Below are 16080 nucleotides of genomic sequence, written 5' to 3' on the forward strand. Positions count from 1 at the left end.
GCTTTCAGGTCAAGAAAAAAAACCAAATAAATAGCTAACTTAGGCTCTTTTTTGAAATCTGTTCAGTTTTCACCCGACTGTTTGGACATAAGCTCTGGCCAAGCCGCTTTTAAATAAATATACATAGACCAAAGCGTAAGCAGAGCCGCGACAACCAGAACCGTTTCACCAACATGTGCCCACAGAGTTCCAGGCTGAGTTCCTAATAGAATAAAAATGGCTAACATTTGCATGGTGGTTTTTAACTTACCAATATAAGACACAGCTACGCTGGCTCGCTTGCCCATTTCCGCCATCCACTCTCGTAACGCAGAAATAACAATTTCACGTCCTACGATAACCGCACTGGCTAAAGTCAGTAATGGATTGGAATAACTCGCCACCAGCATAACAAGCGCCACAGACACCATCAGCTTATCAGCAACAGGGTCAAAGAAAGCACCAAATGGCGTCATTTGATTTAGCTTTCTCGCTAAAAAACCATCCAGCCAGTCCGTTATGGCTGCAACCGCAAAAATAAATGCACAGGTATAGTAACGACCTTCCCATGGTAGATAATAAACCGCGACCAAAATCGGAATCATGAAAATCCGTACAGAGGTCAATATATTGGGTATGTTCATTTTGTTCCTAATGTATATGATGTAAAAGCTTTAGGCCTGCTATTAGGCAATAGCTTAACGCTTATGAAGGTAGAGATAAATTTCTTCTGCCTTTTTTGCACTAATTCCTTTCACCTTAGAAATGTCTTCCTGACTTGCAGAGAGCATCTCTTGATAGCCCCCAAAGGCCGTCAGCAAGTCCTTACGACGATTCGGGCCAATACCAGGTATTTCCTCTAATACAGAATGACGACGCTTCTTATCACGTCTGCGACGATGGTTTTTTATGGCAAACCGATGGGATTCATCTCGGATATGCTGAATCAGATGCAATGCCGCTGAATCCGGTGGCAATACCACTTCATCTTCTCTCGAACCTATATAAAGAGTTTCAAGGCCTGGTTTACGGGTATCGCCTTTCGCCACTCCTAACAAAAAGATATCCACCAAACCGAGTTCTTTTAATACCGCCTCGGCTTGGGTGAGCTGCCCCTTGCCACCATCGATTAATAGCACATCTGGCGCTTCCAGCTCTCCGCTCTTCACACGCTTATAACGTCGAGTAAGAGCTTGTTTCATCGCGCCGTAGTCATCGCCTCCCTCAACCCCTTCAATATTAAAGGAGCGATAACGCCTTTTATCTGGACCATCAGGCCCAAACACAACACAAGATGCTACGGTAGCTTCACCACTAGAGTGACTGATGTCAAAACACTCCATATGAGTTGGCGGCTCTTTAAATCCAAGGAGTTTTTGCAGTGCTGTTATACGGCTAAAATAATTACGCTTATCGGATAAACGCGCTTGCAAACCTTGCTCTGCATTTAACTTTGCAAGATCCATCCAACGGGCACGCTGCCCTCTAACATTATGTACAACTTCCACTTTCTTTTGCGTGGTTTCAAAAATCCCTGCAACCAATACTTCATTGTCATCAACCTCATGACTCACTATGAGTGTTTTTGGCAATTCTTGAATACCACCCAGATAAAACTGAGCAATAAAAGAAGACAGTAGCTCACTCTCGGTTACTTCAATGGGCATTTTCGGATAATAACTTTTACTACCAACAACCTTACCTTTGCGTACTGTCATCACATGAACACACAAACCGCCCGGCTGAATTATCGCTGCAATAACATCAGCTTCACCCGTTTGACCATGAACATGCTGCTGCTCTTGTATATGATTCAGTTGGATAATCTGGTCGCGTAATTCTGCCGCACGCTCAAATTCCATATCCGCCGCCGCGGCACTCATTTGATGCGTTATTTCAGCGGTCAACTCTTGGTTTTTACCCTCTAAAAACATACGCGCATGACGCACATCGATATCGTATTCTTGATCTTCAATTAAACCAACACAAGGGCCCGAACAACGCTTAATTTGATATTGCAAGCAAGGTCTTGAACGGTTCGCATAGGTTCCATCTTCACACTGACGAACCTTAAACACCTTCTGCATGGTATTAAGGCTTTCTTTTACCGCACTGCCACTCGGAAAAGGGCCAAATAAAGTACCTTTTTCTGTTTTATGACCTCGGCGAAAGAGTAAAGAAGGGTGTTGATGATCTGACAATAAAATATAAGGATAGGATTTATCATCCCTTAATAAAATATTATAAGGAGGACGATGTTGCTTAATGAGGGTTTGTTCAAGCAATAAAGCTTCTGTTTCACTCTTTGTAACAGCAATTTCAATGGCGTCGATTCGACTAACCAACGCCATGGTTTTGGTCGTTAAACCTGTTGCTCTAAAGTAGCTTGCAACGCGATTTTTTAGATTTTTAGCTTTACCAACATACAACAACTCACCTTTACTACCGTACATTCGATAGACACCAGGTCTGGTAGTTAAGTTGCTTACAAAGTGTTTTGGGTCGAACGCTCGGTGGCTCAAAAAAACCTCGTTATCACTGCCCCATACCTAACACACTATAACGTACCGCTAAATGAATAAGCTCCACATCACTTTCAATATTTAACTTTGAAAATATGCGTGTTCGATAGGTACTCACCGTTTTAGGGCTAACATTAAGGTGCTCTGCAATTTCAGTCGATTTTTTACAATCCACTATCATTTGAGCGACTTGTAATTCTCTATCAGACAACTGCTCCAACGGAGAACCTTGTCCATCGATAGAAAATTTAGAAAGCGCCATTTTTTGAGCAATGCTTTTAGATATGTAATGGCCACCTTTAGATACAATCTCAATAGCCTCTAATAACTCGGAGGTATTGGTTCCCTTAGTAAGATAGCTGGATGCGCCAGCTTCTAACAATTTCACAGGGTAAAGATTGTCGTCCAGAGCAGACAAAGCAATAACTTTAATCTTGGGTAAGATGCGTTTAATTTCTTTCGTCGCGCCTAAACCACCAATACCAGGCATATGTACATCCATCAGGACGATATCTGGCAGCAATGCTTTTGCTTGTATTATGGACTCTTCACCACTGTGAACAACTCCAACGACCTCAACCCCTTTAACATCCTGTAGTACGCGACTAATGCCTTGGCTAACCACATCGTGGTCATCAACTATCAATATTTTCAACATAACGACCTCGCCACTATCTTACGCCTCGCGCCAATCCCCCTATGATAACTAGAATGAAACTGCGCTCATAGCATCCTGCTAATATAAAGTTACTAATTTTTACATAAAACCACGATATAAGATTGTATAAATTTCATTTTGGCAATTCACCTTTATAACCCATTTCTACAAGCTTGTTTTGACTCAACTCTCTATAACGCTGTCGAATGCCTGACCCTTGAGTTTTTTGCGTATAGTAAAATAATGGCACGATTTCATCTTCAGAAATCGCTAATTCCTCTGCAATCTGACGGGTCAGATCATTAACACTTAACGTCTGCTGGTCTTCGATCATGATCACTTTAGGTATCACCAAACGCTCGCCTGCAATGACTCTGTCGACTATTTTCAAATAATTTTCTTCGTATAAAGGCCAAGTCACCCGCTCTTCTTCAGACTTAAGCTTATACCAGCCAACTTGTGAAGCGGCAAAAAAAACAGCGGGATGACTCCACTTATAAACTAGAGGATCAGATCGGCAGGAGCAAGCCTCAAAATAAGCAGTACGAGGATCCAATAACCCATAGGCCTTGTAAGCCGTATGAATAAGCCGCAAAAATTCTGAAATGGTCGGTGGCCAGTCATAAACCTCTTTGGTTCTCTCAACCGCATAGGCCAACAAGGGCTCTTGAAACCCCTTTAATGCAATTGCCCACTCACGCTTAGCCAGCTTCACTTCATCAGGGTTACTATAAGCCGAAGCAAACTTATGGGTGTAAATCGCTTTAAAGCGAGCAAACAGCATGTTGACTAACACACGCGTCTGCTGCTGTTCCTCCGTAGGCCCTGAGTCATTGGAGCCATAACCCGTCCGATGATCACCAGTCTGTGTCGTGGATGTTGCTGAGGGCGTCGCTAACTTCCTCTCTAGAGGTTTTATTAAATTTTGAACTGACTGAGGTTCCTTCATATGAAGACCGATCCGATTGTTTATATTGCCACTGACGTTTTACGTATTTGAAAAACTCACTATTCCAAGTGCGAACATTTTTACGCTGCTCTTTGATCCTCAGCAAAAATTCTGGCTGCAGACCAACCGCAAAATCACGAGCAATTCCTGCCTGCACTATTTGCTCTAACGTCGCCTCTTCTGGTTGCCATTGGTCAGGTTGCCTAGAGCGCTCTTTTTGCTCAAGATATAAATCAAAATCGGTTACACCACGACGATCATTCGCTACTGGAGGCGCAGCCGGTGCATTATATTGCCTAGCAACAGGGGCTGACGACGAAGCTTTAGGCTGAGGTGTGAATTCTGTCGATTTAGCCCTAGATTCACGATGCAAACGGTCCATTTTGCTCATTAAAGGATCATCTATTATGCTAGCCTGCTGAACAGCTTTAGTGACTTTCACCGGCTTTTCAGCCGACGCCATTTGGCTAGAAGATAAGTGAATTTCTAACACATCACCCTGACGCTGAAAATCTAACAATTGACTAATCTGCAAGTTCGCCATCAATCGCATTACCATAGGAACAGTCCAAAAGGGCAATTGAGAGCTCAGTTTACTAATTTCGACTTGTAAAACACTGGTATTAAGCAAGTAGGCTTGCTGCTTTAAAAAAGTCAGCAACACGGCTTCTTCTAGACCGATTTGAGCTGCCATTGAAAAGGATATTGGTAATGAATAATCGTTATCTAACATAAATCTCGCTTCGCACGTTTATCTTAACAGTCTACCAAAAGCCTTAACTATTAGCACGGTACCTCTCCACCAGTTTGATAACAATAACAAAAGCCACTCGAATCATAAGCAGATGACATCTGAATGACAGTTACCATTTTCTCAATTGACAGAGTAAAAACTCACTTCTATGCTGAAATGGTGAGGCCTAATTTGCAACAGCAAATTGGGTACACCTAGCCAACTTGACTGAGGAGAAAAGTTGTATGCATACTACAAATATTACTGGACACCATATCGATATCACCCCTGCCATTAAAAACCATATCAACGAAAAACTGACTAAAGTATCCAAACTGACAGACCAGATAACTTCTGTAAATGTAACCTTGTTAAAAGACAGTAAAAACCAAAAAGCCGAAGCGACACTGCATCTTCCGGGCAAAGAAATATTTGCCGCCTCCTCTGAAGATAGACTATTTCATGCCATAGACTCCATGGTTGATAAACTCGCTCGGCAAATAGATAAACACAAAACCAAACAAACCTCAGGAACACACAAACCCGTCGTTGTTTCCTAGCCCACCGAATAAAGCATCGAGCAAAACTCGGTGCTTTAAAGTTTCTTTTCTAATTAAGATAAAATTCTACCTTGAGTTTTTGAACTTTCACCCGCATATTAACTCTTAGTAAAAGTTCATAACCCTTAAGGAGTAATACTCATGAGTTATACTGAAGCCCTGTCGACACACACGTCACAAGCGGCTAATAAAACACTCCGCAATACTTACGGATTGTTGTCGCTAACCCTCTTGTTCAGCGCCTTCACTGCAGGCGTGAGCATGGCCATGAACTTACCACACCCAGGTTTATTCATTACCTTGGTTGGTTTCTATGGTTTATTATTTTTAACACACAAATGCAAAAACAATTCTGCTGGCATTCTTTGTGTTTTCGCACTGACTGGTTTTATGGGATTAACCCTTGGCCCAATCTTAAGCCTGTACCTAAACATGGCTAATGGCGGAAGCTTAATCATGAGCGCATTGGGCATCACAGGCCTATCGTTTCTGGGATTATCTGCCTACGCTCTAATTTCAAAGAAAGACTTTAGCTTCCTTAATGGATTCGTTACTGTTGGTTTCTTTGTACTCATATTTGCCGTGATTGCTGGCTTTTTTGTGCAAATGCCAGCTCTTCAAATCTTTATTTCAGCAGGCTTCGCACTCTTCTCTGCGGCGATTATTTTGCTACAAACGAGTCAAATCGTGCGTGGCGGTGAAACAAACTACATCATGGCAACAGTGAACCTATATGTTTCTCTGTACAACATGTTTCTAAGTATTTTGTCTCTATTGGGAATGTCTAGCGACGATTAATTCCTAGCGCCAACAAAAAAGGCCGCAGACTGCGGCCTTTTTTATCTGTAAACTTTGTCAAAATCCACCTGACATTGATAGCAATACAAGGTTTCTTTGGAATGCAATACACACTGCTAATCACTGGATCTCCCTACCAAAGCAAAGCCTGTCATACAGCGCTTCGCTTTATTAGGGCCTGCATAGAAAAACACCCAAACGCCATAAAAGGCGTCTTTTTTTATGGCGATGCTGTATTAGTTGGCAGTCAAATCCCCCAGCCGCCAAGGGATGAAATCAACCTGCTGCAAGCTTGGCAAGACATTGCACAAGAACATAACATCCCCTTGTATTTGTGCATTGCCGCGGCCGTCAGACGAGGCATCATTAGCGAAGAAGAAAGTCGTCGCTACGAATTAAAGCAACATTCACTCGCGGAAAACTTTCAATTAGAAGGCCTTGGCACCTTGGTTGAGCTAATACACACTACTCAAAAAGTCATTCAGTTTAGGTAGAATAATGAAACACACCCTAATTCACCTTAACAGCAGCCCCTATGCCAATCTAAGCTGCAAAGAAGGCCTTGACCTTGCTCTAGTGCTAGCGACCTTTGAACAACCTGTCGACCTCTGCCTATCTGGTAGCGCCTTAGCTCTCTTAAACAACAATCAGCTGCCAACAGCCGAGCACGGAAAAAACCTCCACAAACTTTTAGACGGCTTAGAGTTTTACGACATTGAAAACATCTATATTAAAAGCCCCTCTTCTGTAGGCGAGAGTCAACACTGGCAAGGAACCAAGCCTCTTAACGAAGCCGAGTGGCACGCTTTATTTTCACAATACCAACAGGTTTTTCGGTTTTAATTATGCAACTCCATCAGATCAATCAACTCGCTTATTCATCCGATTTAGAGAGCCTCTGGCAAGATAGTCTGCAAGCTGGTGATAGTCTTCTGCTCATTGAAGACGGCATTTTAAGAACCAATAATATAAATGATTTACGCACTTTGATTGAAAGTAAAAAGGTCTCTCTCTACTATCTACAAAGTGATGCTGATGCCTATGGTTTATCTCCGACCATAGGAACTGCCCTATCTGACAGCGAATGGGTAGACATCACCTTATCGGCTCAATCAAACATCAGTTGGTAATAGCTATGACAACTATTTCACAAGATATTCTAGATGAAGAAGGTTACTTACTAGATCTAGATAATTGGAATAACAAGCTCGCTGAAGACTTAGCAGAGAAAGAAAATATCGTGCTCACAGAAGCACACTGGGAAATTATATTGTTGCTCAGAGATTTCTATCAAGAATACGAAGTCTCTCCTGCCATGCGACCATTAGTAAAAGCAGTGAGTAAAAAGCTTGGTCCAGAAAAAGGCCGAAGTATTTATCTAATGACATTATTTCCGGGAAGTCCGCCAAAACTTGCAGCGAAAATTGCTGGCCTACCCAAACCAGCTAACTGCCTATAAAACCAATAAACCTCAATAAAAAAGGAGCCCTGTTTGGCTCCTTTTTTATTTCATAATAAGTCTGAGAAACTAATGTTTTCCATGCCACTCAAGCTTATCCTGCAAAGTAACCACTTCACCAATAATCAACAACGCAGGCGACTTAACCTCATTATTCTCTGCCACAGAAAAGATGTCTCGAATAGTAGAAGTAAACACTCTCTGCTCATCCGTAGTCCCTTTTTCCACCACTGCCACAGGCATGGAAGGTTTCATACCAAAGCGAATCAAGGACTGGCTGATTTCTTTTAGCCCAGTCAGCCCCATATAAATCACTAAGGTTTGTGCTGGGTGCACCAACTCATCCCAAGGCAGCTCAGTCGTACCATCTTTTAAATGGCCCGTTAAAAAACGCACAGATTGAGCATAATCTCGATGAGTTAAAGGAATACCAGCATAAGCAGCACACCCCGCCGCCGCCGTTACACCGGGCACCACTTCAAATGGCACACCTTCTTCGACAAGCTCTTCCAGCTCTTCGCCACCACGTCCAAAAATAAAAGGATCTCCGCCTTTTAAGCGAACCACCATCTTGCCTTCTTTAGCCTTCTCGGCCAGCAAGCTGTTGATCTCACCTTGCGGCAAACTATGCAACGACTTAGCCTTGCCCACATACATTTTTTCAGCTGTTTCCGGTATCAAAGCAATAATATCTTTGCCTACCAAACGATCGTATAAAACCACATCTGCCGACGTTAAAAGTCGATGGGCTTTCAACGTTAATAGTTCTGGGTCACCTGGACCCCCGCCAACCAAATAGACCTTGCCCGTCATACTTCCTCTACCCACACCACTCTAATTACATAAAAAAAGCCTCGACCAAGAGGCTTTTTTTATTATCAATACATATTAATCTATGCTTTTCTCAATACTTTTTTACCGTCCATATAAGGCTGTAAAACATCTGGGATCGTCACGCTACCGTCTTCATTTTGATAGTTTTCCAAAACAGCAACGAGGGTTCGACCAACCGCTAAACCTGAACCGTTCAAAGTATGAGCCAATTCTGGACGACCTGTTTCAGGGTTACGCCAGCGAGCTTGCATACGACGCGCTTGGAAGTCACACATATTTGAACAAGAAGAGATCTCACGGTATTTACCCTGACCCGGCAACCAGACTTCAATGTCATAGGTCTTATGGGCAGAGAAGCCGAGGTCGCCACCACACAAGATGACAGTACGGTATGGAAGTTCAAGCTTTTGTAAAATCGCTTCGGCATGACCAACCAGTTCTTCTAGTACGGCTTCAGAGCGATCCGGACGACACACATGCACCAATTCCACTTTCTCAAATTGATGCTGACGTATCATACCACGGGTGTCACGACCATAACTGCCCGCTTCACTTCGGAAACAAGGCGTATGAGCAACAAACTTTTGATGTAAATCCGCATCATTTAGAATTTCATCGCGCACCAAGTTGGTAACAGGCACTTCTGCGGTGGGAATCAAATAAAGGTCATTATTACCGCTTTCTTTATCCACAGGCACTTTAAAAAGATCCGCTTCAAACTTAGGTAACTGCCCCGTTCCTTTTAAAGAATGGGCATTGACCAAATAAGGCACGTACACTTCTGAGTAACCGTGTTCATCAGCATGGGTATTGATCATAAATTGAGTCAAGGCACGATGTAGACGAGCTAAATCCGCACGCAATACGGCAAAGCGAGAACCAGTAATTTTTACCGCCGCTTCAAAATCAAGCAACGCTAGGTCTTCACCCAAGTCCACATGATCTTTTGCTTTAAAAGAAAACGGCTTAGCTTCACCCCAACGACGAATTTCAACATTATCCTCTTCAGAAACACCAACAGGAACAGACTCATGGGGAATATTAGGAATACCTTCTAGTAAACCTTCTAACTCTTCTTGAACCTCTGCCAGCTGCACTTTAGCCGCATCAAGATCATCGCCCAAGGTTGCCGTTTGCGCTTTCAACTCAGCCGCTTTGTCTTTATCGCCAGACTTCATCGCCTGACCAATTTCTTTGGAGACAGAATTACGGGACTGCTGTAGCTGCTCTGTTTCTACCTGAATCAATTTACGACGTTCTTCTAAAGACGAAAACGTCGCCACATCCAGCTCATAGCCTTTTTTCTTAAGCAAGGCCGCAATGGCTTCTGGGTCAGCGCGTAGCGCTTTAATATCTAACATGGGTGCAACAAAGCCCTCTAACAAAAAATAATAAATCTAAAAAATAAAGCCTGAGGCCTAAAAATAACGCGCCAAAAAAATCCCCAACGCAACACCGACAACACCAAGCACACAGCTCAATAATAAATAGCTTATGGCACTTAGCCAAGCCTGCATATTAATAAGCGAGATAATTTCTAAAGAAAAGGTAGAAAAAGTCGTAAAAGCACCTAAAAAGCCGACCATAACCAAAGGCCGATAAGGTTCAAGAGACTGCATTTTCTCGCCAATAATGACAAAGGCAATACCCATTAAGAAACAGCCTAAGACATTGATAACCATAGTGGCAAATGGAAAATGGTAATGCCAATAGGAGTTAATCCAGCGCGTCATACCATAACGACTTAGCGCACCAACCGCCCCACCAAAGGCAACCATAAAATAAAACATCAACGCCCCCTTTACTGCTCATCTTCTGACAACGGATGATTATTGAATAAATATGAATAGCGCTGTCTCGTGCTTTGTTCGTCCAACTCTTCCAACCAAGCTAATTTATCACCAATTTTTTTCTCTAATCCACGATCCGTTGGTTGATAATAACGCATTTCAGCCAGCTCTTCGGGCAAATAATTTTCACCTGCGGCGTAAGCATTTTCTTCATTGTGAGCATAACGGTATTCATCCCCGTGCCCCATGCTCTTTGCCAAAGACGTTGGTGCGTTACGTAAATGATTGGGCACTTCATAGCTAGGTTGCGCTGCAACATCCGACATTGCCTGATTAAAGGCTTGATAAACCGCATTGCTCTTTGGCGCACAGGCCATATAAAGTGTAGCTTGCGCAATGGCTCGATTACCTTCACCGGGCCCCACCCGTTCAAACACGTCCCATGCATTTAACCCTACTTGTAAGGCCCTAGGGTCGGCATTACCAATATCTTCAGAAGCAATCGCCAATAAGCGTCGTGCAATATATAAGGGGTCACAACCACCGTCGAGCATACGAGCCATCCAGTATAAGGCGCCATCTGGAGAGGAGCCGCGTACCGACTTATGAAAAGCCGAAATTTGATCGTAGAAGACATCCCCTTTTCTATCAAAGCGACGTACACTGCCGCCCAATACATCTTCTAGCTGCTCTTGGGTAACTTGACTATTAGGTTCAACCAAATCAGACAAGATTTCTAAAAAATTCAAACCGCGGCGAATATCCCCATCCGAAGCTTGAGCTAAGACAGACAAATGATACTCAGAAATTTGCAAGCCATGACCTGCCATACCCTTTTCTTTATTCTCAAGGGCGCGAACTAAAACAAGTTGAACCTCTTCTACCGTTGGCGTTTTTAATCGATAAACACGCGCCCTAGACAATAAAGCAGAATTCAATTCAAAAGCAGGGTTTTCCGTGGTAGCACCAATAAACAAAAAAGTACCGTCTTCAATAAAAGGTAAAAAAGCATCTTGCTGGGATTTATTAAAACGATGCACTTCATCGACAAACAAAACGGTTTGGGTACCATTCATCATGCGCAGTTGCTTTGCTTGATCCACCGCCGCGCGAATTTCTTTTACCCCAGACATGACCGCCGAGATCTCAATAAATTGCGCATCTAATGCATGGGAAAGTAACTGGGCAAAGGTGGTTTTTCCAACTCCGGGAGGTCCCCAAAGAATAAATGAGTGACAGTGACCTGTTTCCACCATTCTGCGTAACGGTTTACCCGGTCCAACTAAGTGAGACTGACCAATGTAATCATCAAGCTTAGTCGGTCGCATCCGAGCAGCTAGGGGCTGATAGGCACCATTTGCTTCATCTGAAAACAGGTCCTTCATCATTGCCCTTCTACAATCACATCCACATCCGCGGGTAAATCTAGCGTGAAGTTTGACTTAGACACGCCATCGTGAGGTTCAACTTTTCTAAACTCAATCACCGTTGTCTGACCCAACGAATCAAGAATACTCATGGCACTAATAGCTTCATCTGTAAAAGAAAGGGTCAGGGTTTGAAATAGGTCTTCGTCTTCCTTAGGCTGTAAACGAAACTTCTCCGTACCCAGACTCGTCACATCATAATGGGGTAACACTTCTGCAGCAGGTTGCCCCAATAACGCAGCAGGGGAATGACCTACCGCACCAGACAGAGGTTTCTTCGTTGCCTGCTCTAAATCTATGTCCCAAACGGTAATCGTTGTACCATCGGAAATAATGCGTTGTGGATAAGGGGAAATACTATCCCATACAAATTGATTAGGCTTAGCCAATAAAAACACGCCCTCACTCACCTGAATTTGCTTACCCTGCTCGTCATAAGTCACCTGACGAAACTCGCCTTCGATATTACGGTTCATTTCCAGTAGATTTTCTAAGCTTGCAGCCGTCTCATCAGCTGCCTGAGCAATGTTCAACTGCAACCCAGCCAATGCAATCAGAAAAAAACCTAAACATTTATTTATCAACATACCGCTCCAAAAAACCACTACTCTTACGATTTATTCTGGGATTAAAATTTCTCGCTGACCGTTCGTCCCCATGGGACCAACTAAACCTGCCGCTTCCATTGCCTCAACAAGATTTGCAGCCCTGTTGTAGCCTATTTTAAGGCGACGCTGAACAGACGATATAGAAGCTTTACGTGTTTCTAGGACAATCTTTACGGCTTCATCATAGAGTGCATCTTTGTCTTCACTGTCATCGCCTGTCATTAAGTCTTCAGGGTTCACGACAACATCATTAATATAGGCCGGCTCACCCCTTTGCTTCCATTCCTCTACCACGGCATGCACTTCTTCATCAGAAACAAAAGCACCATGCACTCGAATAGGCGTCGGTAAACCTGCAGGCAAATACAGCATATCGCCCATTCCTAGTAATTGGTCCGCGCCACCTTGATCCAAAATCGTACGAGAATCGATTTTCGATGAGACTTGGAACGCCATACGCGTTGGAATATTCGCTTTAATCAAGCCAGTGATAACATCAACCGAAGGACGTTGAGTCGCCAAAATCAAGTGTATACCCGCCGCACGCGCCTTTTGTGCGATACGGGCGATTAACTCTTCCACCTTTTTACCGACTATCATCATCATGTCAGCAAACTCATCCACAACAATAACGATATAAGGCAAAGGCTCTAAATGTGGAACGGTTCTCGCCACACCATCTTCCGAGAACATTGCCATTTCAGGTTGCCATAATGGATCTTCAATTGGCTTACCTGCTTCAATCGCATCACGCACTTTGTTGTTATAGCCAGCGATATTACGAACACCTAACTTAGACATCAGTTTATAGCGGCGTTCCATTTCATCCACTGACCAGCGCAAACCATTCGCGGCGTCTTTCATGTCGGTAATAACAGGCGTTAAAAGATGAGGAATGCCTTCGTAGATAGATAACTCAAGCATCTTAGGATCAACCATGATCATACGCACTTCGTCCGGCGTGGATTTCAGCAGCATACTTAAAATCATCGCATTCACACCCACCGACTTACCTGACCCTGTGGTACCTGCGACTAACACATGGGGCATTTTGGCGAGATCCACGACCACTGGTTCACCAGAAATATCATGCCCAAGAGATAAGGTCAGCGGTGAAGACGCTTTATCATACATATCGCAGTTTATGACTTCGGAGAAATAGACGGTATCTCGAATCTGATTCGGTATTTCTATGCCTATTGTCGATTTACCCGCAATCACCTCTACCACACGCACACTCATCACACTCAAAGAGCGCGCTAAATCTTTTGCCAAATTAGTAATTCGAGAGACTTTAACCCCGGGAGCTGGCTGTATTTCAAAACGAGTAATAACAGGGCCAGGATTAACCTCGACCACTTCCGCTTTTACGCCAAAGTCCTGTAATCGTATTTCCAACAAATCAGACAAAGCCAGTAATTCATCTTCAGAATAACCACCTTGCTTAGGTTTAGGCTTTGTGAGTACAGAACGGTCTGGAAGGGAGTATTTTTTCTCTGCTGCGCTTACTTCTTCATCAGGAGAAACGCCAGCAAGGGTATCTAGTTGCTTGGCTTCAGATAAGGTACGAAAGGCTGGCTTATGGCCTTTATCCGCTTCAGGCGCAGCTGCTGCATCTCTATTTTCTATACCCTCTCCAAATGCTTCACCATTAAGCAAAGCCGTAGCCGACTCAGGATCTATCATATTAGGCTGATCAGTGCCTTTATCATCCCACGGCTCTTCTATATAGAGTGTATCGTCAAAGTCCACCTCTTCATCTATTGAAAAGTCGTCTAAAGCATCAAGATCTGGCCCTTCAACAAATCCAAACCTAGGTTCCTCTGATCGCACCTCTTTGGGCTTCGAAAAGAATGAAGGCAATGCAAACCTCGATTTTTTCTCTTCTTTATTTTCTTTTTCTAGTTGTCCATCATTTTGAATTGCAGCATCATCACGCTTTTCTTCTGTTACAGCCGCCTCTTCTTTCGCTTTTCTTTTGTTACGAACTATCGCAGGCACTTCAGGCTCTACAAAAAGCTCATTCTCAATGACCTTATGACCACGGGCTTTTGTCTCTCGGCTCTTTAACCATTTACTGCGAACAAGTTCAAGGAACTTAAATACCGCTTCACCTAGGCGATCCGTTAAGTTCAGCCAATGCAGTTGAGACAATAAAGTAAAGGCTAAAATCACGAAGGCTAAACTGACTAGAGTAGCGCCATCATAACCAATAAATTTATACAACAATGTGCCAAGCGAATGACCCAAAATACCGCCAGTCCCGTACGGTAATGAAGGTTCGCCCACGGTATGTAAAAAGCACAGCACGGAACCAAACGACAAATAAAGCAAACTACCGACAATACAGAGAAAGGTATTATTAATGGGTAACAAAGAATGAGGATTGCGCCATAGAATAATGACAACCCAAAAGAACAGAGGAGGCAAAGAATAGAATAAAGAACCAAAAAAGCCCGAAGTTAAATCAGCAATGGTTGCCCCAATCGGCCCCATGGAATTCTGAATAGCGCCACCACTGCCAGAATAAAACCAACCAGCGTCATCAGGGCTATAGGTATAGGTCGCCAACCCAAAAAAACATAACAACAATAATGCAGTAATGAATACCGCTTGCTTGGCAAACATATTCCAAATTGGTGATCGTACAGACTCACTCACGTCTTCCGCCAAAACACGCCTTCCTATTTATGCCAATCAAAATGAATTTATGCTCTACTTTATAAAGTGGCCACAAGCCCATAAGCTTACCATAAAAAAAGCCAACCCAAAGGGTTGGCTTTCGCATTAACCAAGAAAGACTTCTTTTATAAAAGAAGGTCTTAGAAGTTAGCTTTTACACCAACGATTGTACGCTCACTACCTGCATCAACTGTAGGGGCAGAAGTATCACCCGCATAATTCTTCACATAGTAAGTTAAATCACCAGATACATATTCACCAACAAAATAAGTCGCTGATGGCTCACCATCAGTCTCCATATCTTGAGAATACTCAAGAGTAAGAGTCAATGCATCAGTTGCAGCAAGTGCGACAGAAACAGTCATTCTCTCAACATCAGTTGCACCAGTCAAACCAGTTGCACCACTACCATAGTTTAAAGATAGAGTCGCTGGGCCTGCATCCGCTTGAAGACCAAGGTTGACTGCATTTGCATCACCAACAGAACCTCCAGAGATACCCGCTTTAAAACCACCAAAGTCTTGCACATAAGAAATTGCAGCACCGATATCAGAATCTTGAGCTTCGACAGCAGCAGTAGGAGTAGAACCTGTTTCTTCATCGAACTTAAACCCAGCAGCTTTTGCACTAATACTTTCTGTTGCTTCAATAGCTACTGTCAATTCTGGGGTAACTTTATAACGAATACCAGTGTTATCAGTATCACCTGCAGTCCTAAGATCGACACCACCCCAAATTTCATCCATACCCATGAATGAACCAGTTGCTACTGTGCCATCAAATCGACCAAAAGATAAAGCACCTTGTTTAACATAGAGTTTTTCCATGCCGATTTTAGTACCTTCATCGCCACCAGAAGTTGCAATTTCAATTTCAGCAAATACAACACCAGTATCTACATTAATTTCAACTTCACCTTCATTAGTACCACTTAAATCATTATTTCCATTATCTACTGCTACATACTCGATGCCAGCGTTACCAGAAAATACACCTTCAGCAGCAAAAGTAGTTGAAGACACAGCAGCTGCAACAGCAGTTACCGCAAACACAGAAGCAAGTTTAATCGCTTTCATTCAAG

18 protein-coding genes are annotated in these 16080 nt (G+C 43.2%); 6 read left to right on the top strand and 12 right to left on the bottom strand.

The window, feature by feature from the left end; genetic code table 11:
• Nucleotides 1-62 precede the first annotated feature (62 nt).
• The 5 genes from pgsA to I8J31_RS03090 form a co-directional block, all read right to left on the bottom strand.
• Complete coding sequence (gene pgsA, locus I8J31_RS03070) at nt 63-623, bottom strand: CDP-diacylglycerol--glycerol-3-phosphate 3-phosphatidyltransferase (RefSeq protein ID WP_199466832.1); 561 nt, start codon at nt 621-623, stop codon at nt 63-65.
• Nucleotides 624-677: 54 nt separating this feature from the next.
• Entirely contained in the window at nt 678-2501 is a 1824-nt protein-coding gene (uvrC, locus tag I8J31_RS03075) for an excinuclease ABC subunit UvrC (protein ID WP_199466833.1), read from the bottom strand.
• Between the two features lie 13 nt (nt 2502-2514).
• The gene (locus I8J31_RS03080; protein ID WP_199466834.1) at nt 2515-3159 is read right to left on the bottom strand and encodes a response regulator; all 645 of its coding nucleotides are present in this window, start codon (nt 3157-3159) and stop codon (nt 2515-2517) included.
• A gap of 133 nt (nt 3160-3292) precedes the next feature.
• Nucleotides 3293-3955, bottom strand: a complete 663-nt coding sequence (locus tag I8J31_RS03085) for a replication protein P (protein ID WP_325101163.1) — start codon at nt 3953-3955, stop codon at nt 3293-3295.
• A gap of 61 nt (nt 3956-4016) precedes the next feature.
• Complete coding sequence (locus I8J31_RS03090; RefSeq protein WP_199466835.1) at nt 4017-4841, bottom strand: DnaT-like ssDNA-binding domain-containing protein; 825 nt, start codon at nt 4839-4841, stop codon at nt 4017-4019.
• Between the two features lie 245 nt (nt 4842-5086).
• On the opposite strand from I8J31_RS03090, the gene hpf reads away from it, so the two are divergent.
• From hpf to I8J31_RS03120, 6 genes are all read left to right on the top strand, one after another.
• Entirely contained in the window at nt 5087-5401 is a 315-nt protein-coding gene (gene hpf, locus I8J31_RS03095; RefSeq protein WP_199466836.1) for a ribosome hibernation-promoting factor, HPF/YfiA family, read from the top strand.
• A 141-nt stretch (nt 5402-5542) separates the two neighbouring features.
• A complete protein-coding gene (locus tag I8J31_RS03100; protein WP_199466837.1) occupies nt 5543-6199 on the top strand; it encodes a Bax inhibitor-1/YccA family protein in 657 nt (218 codons plus the stop codon).
• Between the two features lie 101 nt (nt 6200-6300).
• Entirely contained in the window at nt 6301-6693 is a 393-nt protein-coding gene (gene tusD / locus I8J31_RS03105; RefSeq protein WP_199466838.1) for a sulfurtransferase complex subunit TusD, read from the top strand.
• A gap of 4 nt (nt 6694-6697) precedes the next feature.
• Nucleotides 6698-7042: a DsrE family protein gene (locus I8J31_RS03110; RefSeq protein ID WP_199466839.1), complete on the top strand. Its 345-nt coding sequence runs from the start codon at nt 6698-6700 to the stop codon at nt 7040-7042.
• Nucleotides 7043-7044: 2 nt separating this feature from the next.
• Nucleotides 7045-7329, top strand: a complete 285-nt coding sequence (locus tag I8J31_RS03115) for a DsrH/TusB family sulfur metabolism protein (protein ID WP_199466840.1) — start codon at nt 7045-7047, stop codon at nt 7327-7329.
• Between the two features lie 5 nt (nt 7330-7334).
• Nucleotides 7335-7658 (top strand): TusE/DsrC/DsvC family sulfur relay protein, encoded by a 324-nt coding sequence (locus I8J31_RS03120; RefSeq protein WP_199466841.1) that lies wholly within the window; start codon nt 7335-7337, stop codon nt 7656-7658.
• A 69-nt stretch (nt 7659-7727) separates the two neighbouring features.
• Here the strand turns inward: I8J31_RS03120 and cobA are convergent, their stop codons facing one another.
• From cobA to I8J31_RS03155, 7 genes are all read right to left on the bottom strand, one after another.
• Entirely contained in the window at nt 7728-8471 is a 744-nt protein-coding gene (cobA, locus tag I8J31_RS03125; RefSeq protein WP_199466842.1) for a uroporphyrinogen-III C-methyltransferase, read from the bottom strand.
• An 80-nt stretch (nt 8472-8551) separates the two neighbouring features.
• Complete coding sequence (gene serS, locus I8J31_RS03130) at nt 8552-9853, bottom strand: serine--tRNA ligase (protein WP_199466843.1); 1302 nt, start codon at nt 9851-9853, stop codon at nt 8552-8554.
• Between the two features lie 57 nt (nt 9854-9910).
• Nucleotides 9911-10282: a fluoride efflux transporter CrcB gene (gene crcB / locus I8J31_RS03135; protein WP_199466844.1), complete on the bottom strand. Its 372-nt coding sequence runs from the start codon at nt 10280-10282 to the stop codon at nt 9911-9913.
• 11 nt (nt 10283-10293) lie between these two features.
• Nucleotides 10294-11667 carry a replication-associated recombination protein A gene (locus I8J31_RS03140; RefSeq protein ID WP_199467100.1) on the bottom strand — a complete coding sequence of 458 codons (1374 nt, stop codon included), beginning with the start codon at nt 11665-11667 and terminating at the stop codon, nt 10294-10296.
• The gene (lolA, locus tag I8J31_RS03145) at nt 11667-12296 is read right to left on the bottom strand and encodes an outer membrane lipoprotein periplasmic chaperone LolA (protein ID WP_199466845.1); all 630 of its coding nucleotides are present in this window, start codon (nt 12294-12296) and stop codon (nt 11667-11669) included. The genes I8J31_RS03140 and lolA overlap by 1 nt, the downstream gene beginning before the upstream one ends.
• Before the next feature lie 30 nt (nt 12297-12326).
• Entirely contained in the window at nt 12327-14990 is a 2664-nt protein-coding gene (locus tag I8J31_RS03150; protein WP_199466846.1) for a DNA translocase FtsK, read from the bottom strand.
• Nucleotides 14991-15139: 149 nt separating this feature from the next.
• On the bottom strand, nt 15140-16075 hold the full coding sequence (locus tag I8J31_RS03155) for a hypothetical protein (RefSeq protein WP_199466847.1): 936 nt from the start codon (nt 16073-16075) through the stop codon (nt 15140-15142).
• Between the last annotated feature and the right edge of the window lie 5 nt (nt 16076-16080).

Source organism: Marinomonas transparens, from assembly GCF_016463975.1.
Lineage (GTDB): Bacteria > Pseudomonadota > Gammaproteobacteria > Pseudomonadales > Marinomonadaceae > Marinomonas > Marinomonas transparens.

Excerpts from the sequence above, each read along its gene's own strand:
- pgsA (WP_199466832.1), bottom strand. The coding sequence starts at position 623 with ATGAACATACCCAATATATTGACCTCTGTACGGATTTTCATGATTCCG.
- I8J31_RS03080 (WP_199466834.1), bottom strand. The coding sequence starts at position 3,159 with ATGTTGAAAATATTGATAGTTGATGACCACGATGTGGTTAGCCAAGGC.
- I8J31_RS03090 (WP_199466835.1), bottom strand. The coding sequence starts at position 4,841 with ATGTTAGATAACGATTATTCATTACCAATATCCTTTTCAATGGCAGCT.
- hpf (WP_199466836.1), top strand. The coding sequence starts at position 5,087 with ATGCATACTACAAATATTACTGGACACCATATCGATATCACCCCTGCC.
- I8J31_RS03100 (WP_199466837.1), top strand. The coding sequence starts at position 5,543 with ATGAGTTATACTGAAGCCCTGTCGACACACACGTCACAAGCGGCTAAT.
- tusD (WP_199466838.1), top strand. The coding sequence starts at position 6,301 with ATGCAATACACACTGCTAATCACTGGATCTCCCTACCAAAGCAAAGCC.
- I8J31_RS03110 (WP_199466839.1), top strand. The coding sequence starts at position 6,698 with ATGAAACACACCCTAATTCACCTTAACAGCAGCCCCTATGCCAATCTA.
- I8J31_RS03115 (WP_199466840.1), top strand. The coding sequence starts at position 7,045 with ATGCAACTCCATCAGATCAATCAACTCGCTTATTCATCCGATTTAGAG.
- I8J31_RS03120 (WP_199466841.1), top strand. The coding sequence starts at position 7,335 with ATGACAACTATTTCACAAGATATTCTAGATGAAGAAGGTTACTTACTA.
- cobA (WP_199466842.1), bottom strand. The coding sequence starts at position 8,471 with ATGACGGGCAAGGTCTATTTGGTTGGCGGGGGTCCAGGTGACCCAGAA.
- serS (WP_199466843.1), bottom strand. The coding sequence starts at position 9,853 with ATGTTAGATATTAAAGCGCTACGCGCTGACCCAGAAGCCATTGCGGCC.
- crcB (WP_199466844.1), bottom strand. The coding sequence starts at position 10,282 with ATGTTTTATTTTATGGTTGCCTTTGGTGGGGCGGTTGGTGCGCTAAGT.
- I8J31_RS03140 (WP_199467100.1), bottom strand. The coding sequence starts at position 11,667 with ATGAAGGACCTGTTTTCAGATGAAGCAAATGGTGCCTATCAGCCCCTA.
- lolA (WP_199466845.1), bottom strand. The coding sequence starts at position 12,296 with ATGTTGATAAATAAATGTTTAGGTTTTTTTCTGATTGCATTGGCTGGG.
- I8J31_RS03155 (WP_199466847.1), bottom strand. The coding sequence starts at position 16,075 with ATGAAAGCGATTAAACTTGCTTCTGTGTTTGCGGTAACTGCTGTTGCA.